Genomic DNA, 16570 nt, shown 5'->3' with positions numbered 1-16570 from the left:
TCGCCGTGCTGAAATTGGCGGAGCTCATTCAACAATTCAATTATTCATTCATTCAAAAATAAATTTTATGTTCCTTCTGGCTATTGAATCTTCCTGCGACGAAACGTCGGCTGCCGTTTGTGTTAACGGAAAAATACAATCCAATGTTGTAGCCACCCAGCTTGTACACGAACAATATGGCGGAGTGGTTCCAGAGTTGGCCTCCCGCGCCCACCAGCAACGGATCGTGCCGGTGGTCGAAAGGGCCTTGTCGGAAGCAAACATACAAAAAAACGCGCTTAATGCCGTGGCTTTCACCCGTGGACCCGGATTACTGGGTTCTCTTCTGGTGGGTGCTTCCTTTGCCAAAGCGCTGGCCCTCGCCCTCGACATCCCGCTCATTGAGGTTCACCACATGCAGGCCCATGTGCTGGCCCATTTTATCGAGCCACCGGTCCCGGAATTCCCGTTTTTATGCCTGACCGTCAGCGGGGGGCATACCCAGATCGTGCTGGTGCGGGACCCTGCCGACATGGAAATCATCGGACAGACGCAGGACGACGCCGTGGGGGAGGCTTTCGACAAAACCGCGAAGCTGCTCGGGCTGCCCTATCCCGGCGGTCCGCTCATCGACCGCTACGCCCGGCAGGGTAACCCGGAAGCTTTCCGGTTTCCGGAGGTGGAAATGCCGGGACTGGACTTTTCGTTCAGCGGCATCAAAACCGCCTTTCTGTACTTCCTCCGTGACCAGACCCGACAGAATCCGGACTTCATCGAACAGAACCTGCCCGACATCTGCGCCGGCATTCAGAAGACGCTCGTCGGTATCCTGCTCACCAAACTGCGGAAGGCCGCCCGCCAGACCGGCATCCGGGAGGTGGCGCTGGCCGGCGGGGTTTCGGCCAATTCCGGGCTGCGGACCGCCCTGACCGAAATGGGGCAGAAGGAAGGCTGGAACGTCTACATCCCCCGCTTCGAGTATTGTACCGACAATGCCGCCATGATCGCGATGGCCGCTCATTTCAAATACCTGAAGGGGGAATTTACGTCGCAGGAAGTCAGCCCGCTGCCCCGGTGGTAGGACGGATGCCAAATCCGCCTACTTTTGCGGCATGAATGCGCCACTCCTCAAAGAAATCAGAATTTATCCGATCAAGTCGCTGGGCGGGATCGTCCTGCCGGAAGCGGTCGTCGAGCCGAAGGGCTTCCGCTATGACCGGCGCTGGATGCTGGTATCGCCCGATCCGGCCGGCGGCCCGGCCCGTTTCCTGACCCAGCGCGCCCATACCGTCATGGCCCTGGTGGAACAGCAGCTGACGGACACCACGCTTCGCGTTTTCCACCGCCGGTGGCCCGACGATGTGCTGGAAGTGCCCCTGAGCGGGTCGGGAGGAGAACGACTCGACGTGACCGTCTGGGACGACACCGTCACGGCCGAAGCGGTCGGGGCGGAGGCCGATGCCTGGTTCAGCCGGCTGCTGGGCTTCCCGGCCCGGCTCGTGCATATGCCCGACGATGCCCGTCGGCCGGTCGATCAGAAATATGCGCGGCCCGGCGACCTCGTCAGCTTTGCCGACGGGTACCCGTTCCTGGCGATCGGCACGGGTTCGATGGACGAACTGAACCGTCGGCTGGACCAGCCTCTCGAAATGACCCGTTTCCGGCCCAACCTGATCATGGAGGGCACGCGGCCGCATGAGGAGGACACCTGGTATCATTTCCGGATCGGCGGGCTGGATTTTTACGGCGTCAAGCCCTGTGCCCGCTGCGTGCTGACCACCGTCGACCCGCAGACCGGTCAAAAGGGAAAGGAGCCGCTGCGAACCCTCGGAACCTACCGGCAGTTAAACAACAAGATCTATTTCGGGCAGAACGTCCTGCCGGCATCGGCCGGAACGCTGCGGGTCGGTAGTCCGGTCCAGGTGCTGGAATACCGGCCGGCGCTGGTGCCGTTTGGATAATCCGTCAGTATGAATTTTCTCGACTCGTTGAAGAATACCTTCCGGCAGGCCCACTACCTCAGCCTCGACGTGGTGCTGGGCGCCATTCTGTCCCACTGCATGGCGGCCCGGCTTCCGGACGGCCATCAGAAAATTGATTTTGCCACGACCCTGCTGCTGGGGGTCTGCGTGTTCCTGATCTACGCGGCCGACCGGCTTTTCGATGTGCGCAAGGGCGTCGGGCCGGCGGTTCCGGCCACCCCCCGGCATCAGTTCCATGCCGCTCATCAGCGGACGCTCATCCAGGTTCTGGCCGGCATGGGCGTTCTGGCGATCATTCTGCTGTTCTTTCTCCCGGAGGGCGTGTTCAGCTTCGGGGTCGGGCTGGCGGTCGTGTGTGGGGCCTATGTGGTGGCGGTTTTTCGTCTGCCGGCCCTGCATGCTACGCTCAAGTGGAAGGAGCCGGTGGTAGCGGTGCTGTATACGGCCGGGGTCTGGGGCAGCGCCTGGTCCCACCGGCCTGCCGTCAGCTGGCCCGAAATCGGGCTTGCTCTCCTGTTTCTGATGATCGCTTTCCAGAATCTGCTCCTTTTCTCGGTGATGGAAGCCTGTGAGTTTCCCGGCAACACCTATTCACTGGCGACCGCCCTCGGTCTCGAACGCAGTGACGTTGCCCTGAGAACGCTGGCGGTGCTGGTCACGGTGCTGGCGCTGGTGATCTTCTTCCTGGCCGACACCCGCTTTGCGCAGCGGGCCGCCATCATCGAGGGACTGATGAGTGCGGCCCTCTACGCCATCCAGCGCTACCCAACGCCCTTTCTGACCAACGAACGCTACCGCTGGATCGGCGACGGCGTCTTCTGGCTGCCGGCGCTGATCCTTTAAATTGTTGAATGATGGAATGATTGAATTGTTGAATGGGGCTTCGCGGTGCGGGGTTGGCGGAGCTATTTTATTCAATCATTCAATCATTCTGCAATTCAACAATTCTTAACTTGTCGGCGATTTCAAACTCTCACTCCTTATGACCACTGCCATTGATTCCGCTACGCAGGCAGCCATCGACCGCTGGCTCAACGGTAATTATGACGAAGAAACCAAAGCCGCCATCCGCTCGATGATGGACAGGGGCGAATCGACCGAACTCGTCGACGCTTTCTATAAAAATCTTGAATTCGGAACGGGCGGGCTCCGGGGGGTGATCGGGGTCGGCTCGAACCGCATGAACCGCTACACCGTCGGCACGGCCACGCAGGGGCTGGCCAATTACATCAGGGCGGCTTTTCCGAACGAGACCGTGAAAGTGGCCATTGCGCACGACAGCCGCCGGATGAGCCCCGAGTTTGCCCGCATCACGGCGGATATCTTCTCGGCCAACGGCTTCGAGGTGTACCTCTTCAGCGCGCTCCGTCCGACGCCCGAGCTTTCCTTCTCGATCCGGCAGCTCGGCTGCCACAGCGGGGTGGTCGTGACGGCCTCCCACAACCCGCCCGAATACAACGGCTACAAGGTGTACTGGAACGACGGCGGTCAGGTGGTCGCCCCGCACGACAAAAACATTATTGCCGAAGTCAACAAAATTCAGTCGGTCGACGAGGTGAAGTTCGAGGGCGATCCCGGGCGCATTCACCTGATCGACGAGGAAATCGACAGCGTTTATGTGGAGCGGATCAAATCCAACTCCATCAACCCCGACGTCATTGCCCGCCAGAAAGACCTGAAGATCGTTTATACGCCGATTCACGGGACCGGTATCACGCTGGTGCCGCGGACGCTCGAAGCGCTCGGCTTCACCAACGTCAGCATCGTGGAGGAACAGGCCGAGCCGGACGGCAACTTCCCGACCGTGAAGTCGCCGAACCCCGAGGAGCGCGACGCCATGCACCTGGCGCTGGAGAAGGCCAAAGCCCTGGATGCCGACCTGATCATGGCGACCGACCCCGACTCCGACCGCGTGGGTTCGGGTACCCGGAATCACCACGGGGAGTACGAGCTGCTGAACGGCAACCAGATGGCGAGCCTCATCATTTATTACCTGCTGCGGGCCTGGAAGGAAGCCGGCAAGCTGACCGGCAAGGAGTTCGTGGCCAAAACCATCGTGACCACCGACCTCATCGACACGATGTGCGCCAAATACGGGGTGTCCTGTTACAACACGCTGACCGGTTTCAAGTACATCGCCCAGATCATCCGTGAGCTGGAAGGCCGGCAGCAGTTCATCGGCGGGGGGGAGGAAAGCTACGGCTATCTGATCGGAGACTTCGTCCGCGACAAGGATGCCATCGCTTCCTGCGCCATGATCGCCGAACTGACGGCCTTCGCCAAAGACAACAACCTGAGCCTGTTTGACCTGCTGATGGAAATGTATCAGGAGTTCGGCTTCTACTACGAGGGTCTCATTTCCCTGACGAAAAAAGGCAAAACCGGAGCGGAGGAAATCCAGCAGATGATGGCCGATTTCCGGGCCAACCCGCCGAAGCAGATCGCCGGCTCGGAGGTGATCCGGGTCGACGACTACGACCACCTCGTCCGAACCGACCTGAAAACCGGCGAAAAAACCGCCATCGAAGCCGGAAAGATGGGTATTGAAACATCGAACGTGCTTCAGTTCTTCACCGCCGACGGCACCAAGGTGTCGGCCCGACCTTCCGGCACCGAACCGAAGATCAAATTCTACGTCAGCGTCAACGAGCCGCTTGCCCGGAAAGAGGATTTTGACGGGGTATATGCCCAGCTCAAAAAGAAAGTTCAGTCGGTAATGACGGATTTAAACTTAGGATAATCTACTTAGAGTAGGTCTAAATACTTGTAGATCAGTCAAAAACCGGGCCTTGTGTCCGGTTTTTTTATATTTATTCGTAGATTAGATAAGAAAATGCCGGTACTATTTCCCTATAAAATTTGAATTTGGAGCGGCATTCGTCGTATTTTCGTAAGTGGTAACTTGTAATTCTACTTATTGTTTTCTGTTTCACTACTTTCTTTCAAACCTTTCTCTAAATCTATGAGAAACTACTACCTGAGATCGATGCGCCTGGGCGCGTCGGTGCTGCTGGCATGGTTACTGACGATCTCGGCCTGGGCGCAGGATCGCAGAATAACCGGCCGTGTTCTCGACGGGAACGATAACAATCCGTTGCCGGGCGTGAACGTAGTTGTGAAAGGCACCCAGACCGGTGTAGTCTCGGACGCCGACGGGCGCTTTACGCTCAATGTACCGACCAACCAGAACGTCCTGACCATTTCAGCCATCGGCTTCACCACGCAGGACCTTACCATCGGTAATCGTACAGACCTGACCGTTACCCTTCAGCCGGACATCAAGACCCTGAGTGAAGTCATCGTGACGGGCTACGGCACGCAGTCGAAGAAGGACATTACCGGGGCCGTCGCCACGGTCGACGCCAAACAGCTGCTGTCGGTGCCGGCCACCAACGTGGGTCAGGCGCTCCAGGGCCGGGTAGCCGGGGTGCAGGTCGGTAACGAGAACTCGCCGGGCGGGGGCGTCATGGTCCGCATCCGCGGTTTCGGGACGATCAACGACAACTCACCGCTCTACGTCATCGACGGAACGCCTACCAAAGGCAACCTCAACACCCTGAACCTGAACGACATTGAAAGCATTCAGGTGCTGAAGGACGCATCGGCGGCCTCCATCTACGGGTCCCGCGCCGGGAACGGGGTCGTGATCATCACCACCAAACGCGGCAAGGCCGGCAAACCGAAGTTTACCTACGATGCCTACTACGGCATCCAGCGGCCCGGCAAGTTTCTGGACATGCTGAATACCAACGAGTATGCACAGCTGGTCTGGGAATCCCGGAGAAACTCCGGCGCGGTGGCCGCCAACGGTAACCCGCTGCACTCGCAGTTCGGTAACGGCGCCACGCCGACCATCCCGGACTATGTCTTCCCGAGCGGGGCCTCGGAGGGGGATCCCCGGCTGGCCAGAGATGCCAACGGCAACTACATCAACTACTCGAACAACATCGACAGCCCGGACTTCAACAAGAACAAATGGCTGATTACCAAGGCTAACAAGCAGGGGACCAACTGGTTCGACGAAATCTTCAACCCGGCGCCCATCCAGAACCACCAGCTCGGCGTTTCGGGCGGAACGGAAGCCGGCCGCTATGCCATGTCGGTCAACTACTTCAACCAGGAAGGGATCATGAAGTACACCGGCTACAAGCGGTATTCGCTCCGGGCCAACACCGAGTTCAACGTCAACAAGCGCGTGCGGCTGGGTCAGAACTTCCAGGTAGCCTACGGTGAGCGGCTCGGCCAGCCGAACGGGAACAGCAACGAAAGCAACCCGATCTCCTTCGCCTACCGGATTCAGCCGATCATCCCGGTCTTCGACGTTTCCGGCTACTACGCCGGCGCCCGCGGGGGTGACCTCGACAATGCCCGGAACCCGGTGGCCGACCTGTGGCGGAATAAAGACAATATCCAGAAGGAAGTCCGCCTGTTCGGGAATGCCTTCGGGGAGGTCGACCTTCTGAAGAACCTGACGGCCCGTACCAGCTTCGGGATCGATTATAACCTGTACAACTTCAAGAACTACACGCTGCGGGACATCGAGTCGCCGGAATCGCGCGGTTCGAACAGCCTCCAGACCAACAACAGCTACGAGTGGACCTGGACCTGGTACAACACGCTGACCTACAACGTGTCGCTGGGCAATGACCACCGCCTGAACGTGATCGTCGGGACGGAGGCCATCAAGAACTATTTCGAGTCGTTCGATGCCAGCCGGACCAACTTTGCCGTCGACGATCTGGACAACCGCTTCCTGAGCGCCGGAACGGGGGTGCAGACCAACAACGGGACGGCTTCCAACTGGCGGCTGGCTTCCGAGTTCGGGAAAGTGAACTACGCCTTCACCGACCGCTACCTGCTCGACCTGACCGTCCGTCGCGACCGGTCTTCTCGCTTCGCCAAAGACTTCCGCGTGGCCTATTTCCCGGCCGTGAGTGCAGGCTGGCGGATTTCGAAAGAAGCCTTCATGCAGCCGGTTACCTGGGTCGACGACCTGAAACTGCGGATCGGCTGGGGCCAGACCGGGAACCAGGAAATCGGGAACTACAACCCCTACACCCAGTTCAGCACGAACCCGATCACGTCGTTCTACGACATCAACGGCACCCGGACCTCCGCCGTGCCGGGCTATGAACTGACTCAGTTCGGGAACGCCAAAGCCAAGTGGGAGACGACCACCAGCACCAATATCGGTCTGGATGCCGTTCTGTTCAAGAACAAGCTGGACCTCTCCTTCGACTGGTACACCCGCACTACGACGGACATGCTCTTCCCGGTGCAGGTGCCGCTGACGCAGGGGGTCGCTACGGCGCCGTTCCAGAACATCGGGGAGATGCGGAACCGGGGCGTCGACCTCGGCCTGAACTACCACGGCCAGGTGATGCAGGGGCTGACCTACAACGTGGGCGTCAACTTCGGCACGTACCGGAACACCGTCGTCCGGACCACCGGCGACCCGGCCACGCAGTATTTCGGCATCAACGACGAACGGATTCAGAACTTCGTCGTCACCCAGCAGGGCTACCCGATCTCGTCGTTCTTCGGCTACATCATCGACGGTATTTTCCAGTCGGATGAAGAAGCGGCCAAACACCCGGTTCAGTTTGGGAATGCGGCTGCTGAAAACAAGGCGGGCCGGTTCAAGTTCCGGGATGTGAACGGCGACGGCAAGGTCGACACCAAAGACCTGAGCATCATCGGCAACCCGCACCCGAGCTTCAACTACGGGGTCAACCTGAGCGTCAACTACAAGAACTTCGGGCTGACGATCTTCGGACAGGGCGTACAGGGGAACGATATCTTCAACTATACCAAGTACTGGACGGACTTCCCGACTTTTGCCGGGAACCGCAGCACCCGGATGCTGTACGACTCCTGGCGGCCGGGCAAAACCGACGCCATCCTGCCGCAGCTGCGGTCGAGCGACCAGGTCAGCATCCAGCCCTCGACCTATTACATCGAAAACGGATCGTATTTCCGGTTCAAGAATATCCAGCTGACCTACAGCCTGCCGACCAGCCTGCTTTCCAAACTCGGCCTCGGCCAGTCGGCAGTGTATATTCAGGCCCAGAACCTCGCCACGATCACGAAATACTCCGGCATGGACCCCGAAATCAACCTGCGGTCGTATACGGCCGGGAACGATCGTCAGATCGGGGTGGACGGTGGCGCCTATCCGGTGGCAAAATCGCTGCTGGTTGGTCTGAACCTGAGCTTTTAACCTGAAAGACTTTTTTGAAGAAACTCCATGAAAAAGATAACCATTGCCGTATTTGTCGCCGGTAGCCTTGTCGCTACCTCCTGCTCGGACAAGTTTCTGGACGTGCAGCCGAAGGCGGCCCTTGCCAACTCCGCCCTGCAGAACAAGGCCGGGGTGAACGCGCTGCTGATCGGGGCCTATTCGCTTCTCGACGGCTGGGCGACGCCGGAAGGCGCCTACCGCTCCTATCAGGTCGGGGCCGACAACTGGGTGTACGGGAGCGTGGCTTCCGACGACGCCTACAAGGGTACCATCGCCGGTGACCAGCCGCCCATCTCGCTCATCGAACAGGGCAACATTCAGTCGGACAACATCTATTTCCGCGGGAAATGGCGGGGGATGTACGACGGCATCGCCCGGGCCAACGACGTGCTTCAGACGCTGCCGCTCGCCAAGGACCTGACCGAAGCTGAAGTAAAGCAGATCACGGCCGAGGCCCGGTTCCTGCGCGGACATTATCACTTCGAGCTGAAAAAGATGTACAACAACGTGCCGTACATCGACGAGAAGATTTACAACCCGAACGATCTGGAAAGCACCAAGCTGACCAACACGGAGGACATCTGGACGAAGATCAACGCCGACCTTCAGGCCGCTTACGATGCTCTGCCCACGACCCAGTCGCAGAAAGGCCGCCCGACCAAATGGGCCGCCGGAGCCACGCTGGCGAAGGCGTATCTGTACCAGAAGAAGTTTGCCGAGGCCAAAACCCTCCTGGAGGCCATCGTCGCCAGCGGGCAATACCGCCTGATGACGAACTATCACGACAACTTCCGCACGGCCACCAACAACAACAACGAGTCGATCTTCGAGATTCAGTATTCGGTGAACGACGGAGCATCCGGCGGGGAAAACGGCAACATCGGTTCGACACTGAACTACCCGTACGGCGGGGGCGGGGTGACTACCTGCTGCGGCTTCTTCCAGCCGTCCCAGAACCTGGTCAATGCCTTTAAAACCGACGCCAACGGGCTGCCGCTGCTCGACGACTTCAACAAAGAGGACGTGAAAAGCGACCAGGGCATCGAGTCGACGGCTCCCTTTACGCCGTATGAAGGCCAGGTGGACCCGCGTCTGGACTGGACGGTCGGCCGCCGGGGCATTCCGTTCCTGGACTGGGGCGTCCATCCGGGGAAAGTCTACGTCCGCGACCAGGCGTACGGCGGCCCGTATTCGCCGAAGAAGCACCTGATGTACCGTTCGGATGTCGGAACGAACACCTTCGCCAGCAACCCCCGTCTGAACGCCAATAACTACCGCATGATCCGGTATTCGCACGTGCTGCTGTGGCTGGCCGAGATCGAAGCGGAAATCGGTGATCTGGAGAAAGCCCGGGGTTACGTCAACCAGATCCGTCGCCGGGCGGCCAACCCGGACGGTTTCGTCAAGACGGCCGACGGCAAACCGGCCGCCAACTACGTGATCAGGGAATACGCGACGCCCTGGACCGACCGGGCGCTGGCCCGCAAAGCCGTACAGTTCGAACAGCGGCTCGAATTCGCGATGGAAGGCCACCGCCGGTTCGACCTGGTGCGCTGGGGCATCGCCGATCAGGTGCTGAACGCCTATTATGCCGCCGAAGCCAAAAAACGGGCTTATCTGACGGGCGTTACCTTCGTGAAAGGCAAGCACGAATATTTCCCGATCCCGCTGCAGGAAATCCTGAACAGCCAGAAAAACGGAAAACCGACGCTGACGCAGAATCCGGGCTACTGAGAAAGCCGGATATAGTAAAAAAGCCGGGAGGCTGTCCTTCGCTGGAATGATCTTCCGCGAAGGACAGCCTCCCGGCTTTTATTGGCTTTTTTCAGCCTGCCTAAAAGGCCATCACCTTCCGCTCCCGGGTGCTTTCCCAGGCCAGATCCATGATGCGGATGACGGCGTGGATTTGCTCAGGAGTCACTTCCTGCGGCTTTTCTCCCACGATGGCCGCGTACAGATTATCGTAGAAATGGTGGTAGTTCCCGGCTTCGCTCGGAAGGGTGGTCCGGCCGTCGGCGGTGGTGAGCGTGCCGTACTGGCTTTCCGGCTCGCGGCCCCAGTCGGGGGTGTCCGGCAGGATGTTTTTCCGCTGCGTTTCTTCCTGAATGTCGAGTCCGTGCTTGACGAAGGAGCCCCGGGTGCCGTGGATGACGTAGCGGAGGCTGTTGTCCGGAGCCAGCATCGAGGATTTCAGGAGAACCCGTTTGTCGGGATAAAACAGCCGGATGTCGAAATAATCGTCCAGTTTGGCTCCTTTGCGGATGGTCCGGACTTCGCCCTGCACGGCCTCGGGGATGCCGAAGAGGCAAACCGCCTGGTCGATCAGGTGGGGGCCGAGGTTGAGCAGATTTCCACCGCCCTCGGGGTCCTGGTCTTTCCAGTTGTTGAGCACGTCGGGCCGGTAGCGGTCGAAATGGGCTTCGAACTCGACCACGTCGCCGAGCCGGTTGTCCTGAAGCAGTTTCCGGATGGTCAGAAAGTCGGCGTCATACCGCCGGTTCTGGTAGGGAATCGCCACCAGCCCTTGATCGCGGGCCAGGTCGAGCAGTTCCCGGGCCTGCCCGGCGGTATTGGCGAACGGCTTTTCGATCAGCACGTGCTTACCGGCTTCGAGGGCGGCTTTGGCGTAGGGGTAGTGGGTATCGTTGGGCGTTCCGACGATGATGAGGTCGAGGCCCGGATCGCCGAGCAGGTCTTCGTGGCTGCGAACGGTTTTGATGGAGGGGTCGAAGGCTTCGGCCTCGTTTCGGTTTCGTTCGACGACTTTCGCCAGTTTGAAATGCGGGTTGACCGTCAGGAACGGTGCGTGGAAATACCGGCCGGAAAGACCGAAGCCGATGAGGCCTACCTGAATCGTACGGGGCATAGAGTTGAGGAAAATGAAATGACGGCCGAAGATGAATAAAAATGCGGAGAACTTCAACGCCCGGAACCGACTCATCACGACCGAGAAAAATGCTATCTTTGAACTTCAGAACCGATGCTGCCGAATGATCTTACCCGTCCGTAACCTGAATGAGCTGGATACGATTGCCGATCGGCTGCTCGAAGCGGGCGGAACCCGTTCCGTCTGGCTCTTCGAAGGAGAAATGGGAGCGGGAAAAACCACGCTCATCAAGGCGCTGTGCCGCCGGATGGGTGTGACCGGCACGGTTCAAAGCCCGACCTTTTCGATTGTCAACGAATATGTCACCCCTGAGGGTGAACCCGTTTATCATTTTGACTGTTACCGGCTTCGCAGTGAAACGGAAGCACTGGACAGCGGCCTGGAGGAATACATTGACTCCGGCGACCGGTGTTTTATCGAATGGCCCGAGCGAATTGCCGGATTATTACCACCCGATGCCTGGACAGTACGCCTTCGGGTAGAAGGCGATCAACGAGTGATTGAAACCGATTGATTTGCGGACGCCGGTCGGGGAACGGGAAGGGGCGTAATCGGGTAGCACCGGTTCCTTCGTTCTCCCTCAGGAAGTTCGTAATCATACATCCCCGTGTATGGTGACTGGATTTGAAGAATTAGCAAAGCAAACAGCCCTGTATCCGCAGGAGTCTCCCGCAGCCGTCAGGAAGCAGAAAGGCAGTCTGATGATCGGCCTGCCGAAAGAAGTTTCCCTTCAGGAAAACCGGATCGCCCTGACACCCGAGGCCGTCGCCATCCTGGTGCGGAATGGGCATGAGGTGCTGGTGGAAAAAGGAGCCGGGGAAGGAGCAAAATTTTCCGACCGGGACTATAGCGAGGCCGGTGCGCAGGTGGTTCCCTCCACGAAGGAGGTGTACAACGCCAACCTGATTCTGAAGGTAGAGCCGCTGGTCGACCGGGAGTTCGATTATATTAAAAACGGCAGTACGCTGATTTCGGCGGTGAACCTGCCCAACCACGGCCGGGATTATTTCGAGCGGCTGAACGCCCGCAAGATCACCGCCCTGGGTTACGAATACATCGAGGACCGGGTCGGCGGACTGCCCGTCATCCGGGCCATGAGCGAGATTGCCGGCAGCACCGTCATGCTGATCGCCGGTGAATACCTGAGCAGCGCCAACAATGGCCGGGGCGTTATCCTCGGTGGTATTACGGGCGTGCCGCCGACCAAAGTGGTCATCCTCGGTGCCGGAACCGTGGCCGAGTATGCCGCCCGGACCGCCCTGGGCCTGGGGGCGGAAATCAAGATCTTCGACAAGCACATCTACAAACTCCAGCGGCTGAAATACGCCATCGGGCAGCACATCTACACCTCGATCATCGAAACCGACACGCTCTCGGAAGCCATTCAGCGGGCCGACGTGGTGATCGGCGCCATGCGGGCCGAGGACGGCATCAGCCCGGTGGTCGTAACCGAGGAAATGATCTCGCACATGAAGCTCGACGCGGTCATCATCGACGTGTCCATCGATCAGGGCGGCAACTTCGAAACTTCCCGGATGACCACCCACAAAAATCCGGTGTATAAGGTGCACGACGTCCTGCATTACTGCGTACCCAACATCGCTTCCCGGGTGGCCCACACCGCCAGCCTCGCGCTCAGCAACATTTTTCTGCCTTTCCTGTTACAGACAGGGACCATCGGCGGCATCGAGGAGATGATGTTTGCCAACCGCTGGTTCATGAAAGGCGTATACAGCCATAACGGGCTGCTGACCAACGCCTATATCGCAAAGAAGTACAATATGCGGTACAAGGACCTGACGCTCCTGCTGGCCGCCAGAATATAACACGCCATGATTCATCACAGCAATGAAAATACCATCCTGGACGACGCCAACTCGCCGGACCTCAACCGGAAGCTGATGAGTGCCGTTTCCGGCGACTTCGTGAAGGTGGCCGAGGTTCTACGGGAAGCGTCCTACCAGATCCGCAAACGCGGCTTTACCGAAAATCCGATTTTTGTGGCCTCCCGGAAAGACGTGGACATCGGCCAGCTGTTCCTCGGCGCGAAGGAACTGGCCGATAACGAATGGAGTTACCGGGCTTCGCTGCTCGACGAATTCGTTCAGCGCCGGCTCGTTGGGGCCGAGTCCGTCGATCTGTTCAGGGAAAATTATAAAAACCCGGACGAATACTGCTGTCTGTTTGTAGTCGACGGCGAGTTCGCAGGGTTTATCTTCATCCCGTTTCCGGAAGACTGAGCGGGCCGCTTACTGTCGGACCCGGTATTTGTAGAAATCCCAGGTTTTTCGCACGCCGGCGAATACCGCCTGGCTCCTCGGCAGCAGGTCGCCCTGGTCGGCGGCCGCCGAGACCGTGATCAGGTAGCCGCTCGGCTCCACGGGTATTTCGAACGATACCATGGAAGAAAACTGCGGCATCATTTTCGGGAAGGGCTGATCGTAGGTTCCATAGTTTTCGCTATAGGAGAATTTGGCCCGGAAGACGCAGTTTTTGGCAAAGGCGCCCTGAATCCCCGCGTGATAGACCCGAACCCTGTTGTTGGCAAAATAGCCGTAACTGGACAGGCCCTGGCGCACCTCCGTCAGCGGGGTGATGAACGGCGTGCCGATGCCCCGGCCCAAATACGACCATCCGTCCCGGAACTGGGCGTGGTTGAAATAGTTGTCGCGGCCGCGAACGGCACCGTTGAACGTTCCGCCCCCCTGGCTTTTGGTGAAGAGAAATTCGAGGGCCGCCCCCGTGATGCGGAATCCTGTCCGGGCCGGATTCAGATTCCGGTAGCGAATCCCGTTCAGGCCGTCTTCCAGGGCCGGTTTCATCTTCTGGTAGTTAAGGCCCTGGAGGCCGCTGTCGAAATTAGTGAAATAAAACAGCGAACCGTCCTCATATAAAGACTGGCGGTACAGAAGGATGGAAAACTTCTTCGTACTGATTTCCATCCCGAGGTCGAGGGTGCCGAGGTGGTTCCCTACCCGGTTTTCCCGGTCGAACGTACTGTAGCGGGTGGTATCGACGTTCAGGATTCGACCGAGACTGTTCCCCACGACGACATAGGCAAAATCCTGCAATCGGGACGGAAGCCGGCCGTTTTTCGCCAGCCCTTCCGTGAGCTGGTCGGTCCGGCCGCCCCACATGACCTGGTGGTTGAAACCGCCGTACAGCTTGATCGGCCAGTTCGGTTTGCCCAACCGGCCGTACAGGGATTTCTGGTGCAGGTAGGAATTCCGGACGAAGCGGTCGCCCTCGAACCAGCCGTGGGCAAAATTGCCCCGGAAGGAGAGGATTCCTTTTGTAAAACCGATCGGCGTATAGTCAGGCAGTGAAATCTGGATCTTCGGAACCGGCAGCGAGTTGCCCGACCAGCTGTAGGATCCCGAACTCAGCGTCGAATCCACCAGGCCGGCAATTTCGCGCCGACGGCCGCCCATCACCTCGAAAATAGAGAATTTTGCCCGGACGTAGATTTCCGGCAGAATGACCTGCGTCTGGCCGGCCGGGCCGACGTTTCCGACGGCTTCCACGCCATATCCCCATCCGAACAGGTCGGCCCGACGGGAAGGGGCGGAGTCGGAAACGGGGTAATAGCGATAGTCCTGCCGAATACCGACCCGCATCGTGGCGTATGGGGCTTTACCGGGAACGATGCCGAACTGGTTGGCCCGCAGCCAGAAGGGGGTGTGGCCGGAGGTAGAGTAAAAGCCGCCCAGTTCCGCAAACAGCCGGGTCGGGCGGGTTTCTATAGTGGGTTGCCCTCTCAAAATAAGTGGGCAGAAAATCAGCAGTAACAGTGCTCTCATGCAGGAGGGTTAAAAAAAATACACGTTTCAGAAGAGCACGGTGAGTCGTAGTTTAAATTAACTGAAGTTCCCGGTCAATCCGGTTGATTTACTTACTAACAGGCCTCAATATTTATTATGTGGATAGACTCCTGATAATAAGGCAATAGCCGATTACTTAGTAAAATACCCTTAATGTTCCGCAGGGCAATTCACTAATTAATTGGCTATACAAATATTGTTCCGTTTTTCGGGCTACTCGATGACGCGGGGGCCTTCCTGATTGATGCCGGAAACGTAGGCTTCGCTGGCAATGCCGACGGCCGAGAAGGCGGCCTGCATACTTTTGCCGACTCTCCGGGCGGTGTCCGGGTCACCGCTCAGGGCGAACATCGAGGGGCCGGAGCCGGAAATGCTGCAACCCAGCGCACCGGCGTCGAGAGCCGCCTGTTTGACCTGGTTGAATTCGGGAATGAGAATGGCGCGGATGGGCTCTATGATCACATCGACCATCGACCGGCCGATGAGGTCGTAGTCGGGTTTCATCAGCCCGGCGATCAGCCCGGCGACGTTCCCCATCTGGGTGATGGTGTTTTTCATCGACACCTCGTTCTTCAGAATGAAGCGGGCGTCCTTCGTATTGACTTCGATGTCCGGGTGAACGATGGTGGCGTACAACTGGTTGGGCGTGTCGATGGTGATGATATCCAGCGGGTTGTAGCTACGGATGACGACGAAGCCGCCCATGAGGGAGGGGGCCACGTTGTCGGCGTGGGCCGAGCCGCAGGCCAGCCGCTCGCCCTCCATGGCGAAAGGCAGCAGGTCGATTTTCTTCAGCGGACGGCCGAGCAGTTCATTGATGGCGAACACCCCGGCAACGGCACTGGCCGCACTGGAGCCCAGACCGCTGCCGAGCGGCATTTTTTTGTGCAGGATCATCTCGATGCCCTGCTCCGAACCGATGTGCTGGAGAAACGACTGGATGGCGATGCCGGCCGTGTTTCGTTCGGCCTGACGCGGCAGACGGCCTTCATCCCCGACGATGGCTTTGATCCGCACACCCGGCTGGCTGCTTTTCCGAACGATGAGTTCGTCGCCGGGACTGTCGACGGCGAAACCGAAAATATCGAATCCGCAGGCGACGTTGGCTACGGTGGCGGGGGCAAAGACTTTGATCGAATCCACAGGACAAGCTAAAAAGAGGGACAATTTTAGTGGTTTATTGCCGATTTTTCAATTGTTTTGTCATTTAGATAGACAAATGTGAGCCTCGTTTTCGGCCTATGAACTATACCATTGAGCTTGATCGGGAAGATGACGGGCGCTGGATTGCCGAAATAGGGGAGTTGCCCGGTGTTCTCGCTTATGGCAAAACGCGCGAACAGGCCATTACCTTAGTGGAAGCCCTCGCCCTGAGAGTCATTGCAGAACGACTTGAAAATGGAGAGTCTGTTCCTGATTTATCACCTCTTTTTTCACTTGCTGTCTGATGCTCCGATGGCCTTTGACCAAAGCCCGATTGGTATTGTCTGCCTTGTTAACGATTGGTTGGCGAATAAAACGTCAAAGTGGTTCTCATCGAATCCTGGAACGCTCCGATTGGCCCGATTACGTTTTTGCTTTCCACGATGGTGACGAAATCGGGCCGGTAATGCTCTCTAAAATTGCCCGAAAAACCGGACTAAAACCTGAGGATTTATAA

At 58.4% G+C, this 16570-nt stretch carries 14 protein-coding genes; 11 read left to right on the top strand and 3 right to left on the bottom strand.

Annotation, left to right across the window (positions count from 1 at the left end):
- Nucleotides 1-67: 67 nt before the first annotated feature.
- From tsaD to DX909_RS07265, 6 genes are all read left to right on the top strand, one after another.
- A complete protein-coding gene (gene tsaD, locus DX909_RS07290; RefSeq protein ID WP_128544488.1) occupies nucleotides 68-1060 on the top strand; it encodes a tRNA (adenosine(37)-N6)-threonylcarbamoyltransferase complex transferase subunit TsaD in 993 nt (330 codons plus the stop codon).
- Between the two features lie 31 nt (nucleotides 1061-1091).
- The gene (locus DX909_RS07285; protein WP_128544487.1) at nucleotides 1092-1940 is read left to right on the top strand and encodes an MOSC domain-containing protein; all 849 of its coding nucleotides are present in this window, start codon (nucleotides 1092-1094) and stop codon (nucleotides 1938-1940) included.
- Between the two features lie 9 nt (nucleotides 1941-1949).
- Nucleotides 1950-2804, top strand: a complete 855-nt coding sequence (locus DX909_RS07280; RefSeq protein ID WP_128544486.1) for a hypothetical protein — start codon at nucleotides 1950-1952, stop codon at nucleotides 2802-2804.
- Nucleotides 2805-2943: 139 nt separating this feature from the next.
- Nucleotides 2944-4701, top strand: coding sequence for a phospho-sugar mutase (locus tag DX909_RS07275; protein ID WP_128544485.1), 1758 nt, complete (start codon nucleotides 2944-2946; stop codon nucleotides 4699-4701).
- A gap of 222 nt (nucleotides 4702-4923) precedes the next feature.
- Nucleotides 4924-8181, top strand: a complete 3258-nt coding sequence (locus DX909_RS07270; RefSeq protein ID WP_128544484.1) for a SusC/RagA family TonB-linked outer membrane protein — start codon at nucleotides 4924-4926, stop codon at nucleotides 8179-8181.
- A 27-nt stretch (nucleotides 8182-8208) separates the two neighbouring features.
- Nucleotides 8209-9936: a RagB/SusD family nutrient uptake outer membrane protein gene (locus DX909_RS07265; protein ID WP_128544483.1), complete on the top strand. Its 1728-nt coding sequence runs from the start codon at nucleotides 8209-8211 to the stop codon at nucleotides 9934-9936.
- A gap of 100 nt (nucleotides 9937-10036) precedes the next feature.
- Here DX909_RS07265 and DX909_RS07260 read toward each other — a convergent pair whose 3' ends face one another.
- Nucleotides 10037-11068 (bottom strand): oxidoreductase, encoded by a 1032-nt coding sequence (locus DX909_RS07260; protein ID WP_128544482.1) that lies wholly within the window; start codon nucleotides 11066-11068, stop codon nucleotides 10037-10039.
- A gap of 124 nt (nucleotides 11069-11192) precedes the next feature.
- Here DX909_RS07260 and tsaE point away from each other — a divergent pair, with 124 nt between their 5' ends.
- From tsaE to DX909_RS07245, 3 genes are all read left to right on the top strand, one after another.
- Nucleotides 11193-11603 carry a tRNA (adenosine(37)-N6)-threonylcarbamoyltransferase complex ATPase subunit type 1 TsaE gene (gene tsaE, locus DX909_RS07255; RefSeq protein ID WP_128544920.1) on the top strand — a complete coding sequence of 137 codons (411 nt, stop codon included), beginning with the start codon at nucleotides 11193-11195 and terminating at the stop codon, nucleotides 11601-11603.
- A 100-nt stretch (nucleotides 11604-11703) separates the two neighbouring features.
- A complete protein-coding gene (locus DX909_RS07250) occupies nucleotides 11704-12915 on the top strand; it encodes an alanine dehydrogenase (protein ID WP_128544919.1) in 1212 nt (403 codons plus the stop codon).
- A 6-nt stretch (nucleotides 12916-12921) separates the two neighbouring features.
- Entirely contained in the window at nucleotides 12922-13329 is a 408-nt protein-coding gene (locus DX909_RS07245; RefSeq protein WP_128544481.1) for a hypothetical protein, read from the top strand.
- 9 nt (nucleotides 13330-13338) lie between these two features.
- Here the strand turns inward: DX909_RS07245 and DX909_RS07240 are convergent, their stop codons facing one another.
- Both DX909_RS07240 and DX909_RS07235 read right to left on the bottom strand, forming a co-directional pair.
- A complete protein-coding gene (locus DX909_RS07240) occupies nucleotides 13339-14889 on the bottom strand; it encodes a capsule assembly Wzi family protein (protein WP_128544480.1) in 1551 nt (516 codons plus the stop codon).
- Between the two features lie 234 nt (nucleotides 14890-15123).
- Entirely contained in the window at nucleotides 15124-16053 is a 930-nt protein-coding gene (locus DX909_RS07235) for a homoserine kinase (RefSeq protein WP_128544479.1), read from the bottom strand.
- Between the two features lie 98 nt (nucleotides 16054-16151).
- Here DX909_RS07235 and DX909_RS07230 point away from each other — a divergent pair, with 98 nt between their 5' ends.
- Both DX909_RS07230 and DX909_RS30025 read left to right on the top strand, forming a co-directional pair.
- A complete protein-coding gene (locus DX909_RS07230; protein ID WP_128544478.1) occupies nucleotides 16152-16358 on the top strand; it encodes a type II toxin-antitoxin system HicB family antitoxin in 207 nt (68 codons plus the stop codon).
- Entirely contained in the window at nucleotides 16358-16570 is a 213-nt protein-coding gene (locus DX909_RS30025) for a type II toxin-antitoxin system HicA family toxin (protein WP_128544477.1), read from the top strand. Before DX909_RS07230 ends, DX909_RS30025 begins: the two co-directional genes overlap by 1 nt.

The sequence above is a fragment of the Larkinella soli genome, from assembly GCF_003703975.1.
GTDB classification, from domain to species: domain Bacteria; phylum Bacteroidota; class Bacteroidia; order Cytophagales; family Spirosomataceae; genus Larkinella; species Larkinella soli.
The sequence above is the reverse complement of the archived record's forward strand: the minus strand, read 5'-3'. Positions and strand labels throughout refer to the sequence as shown.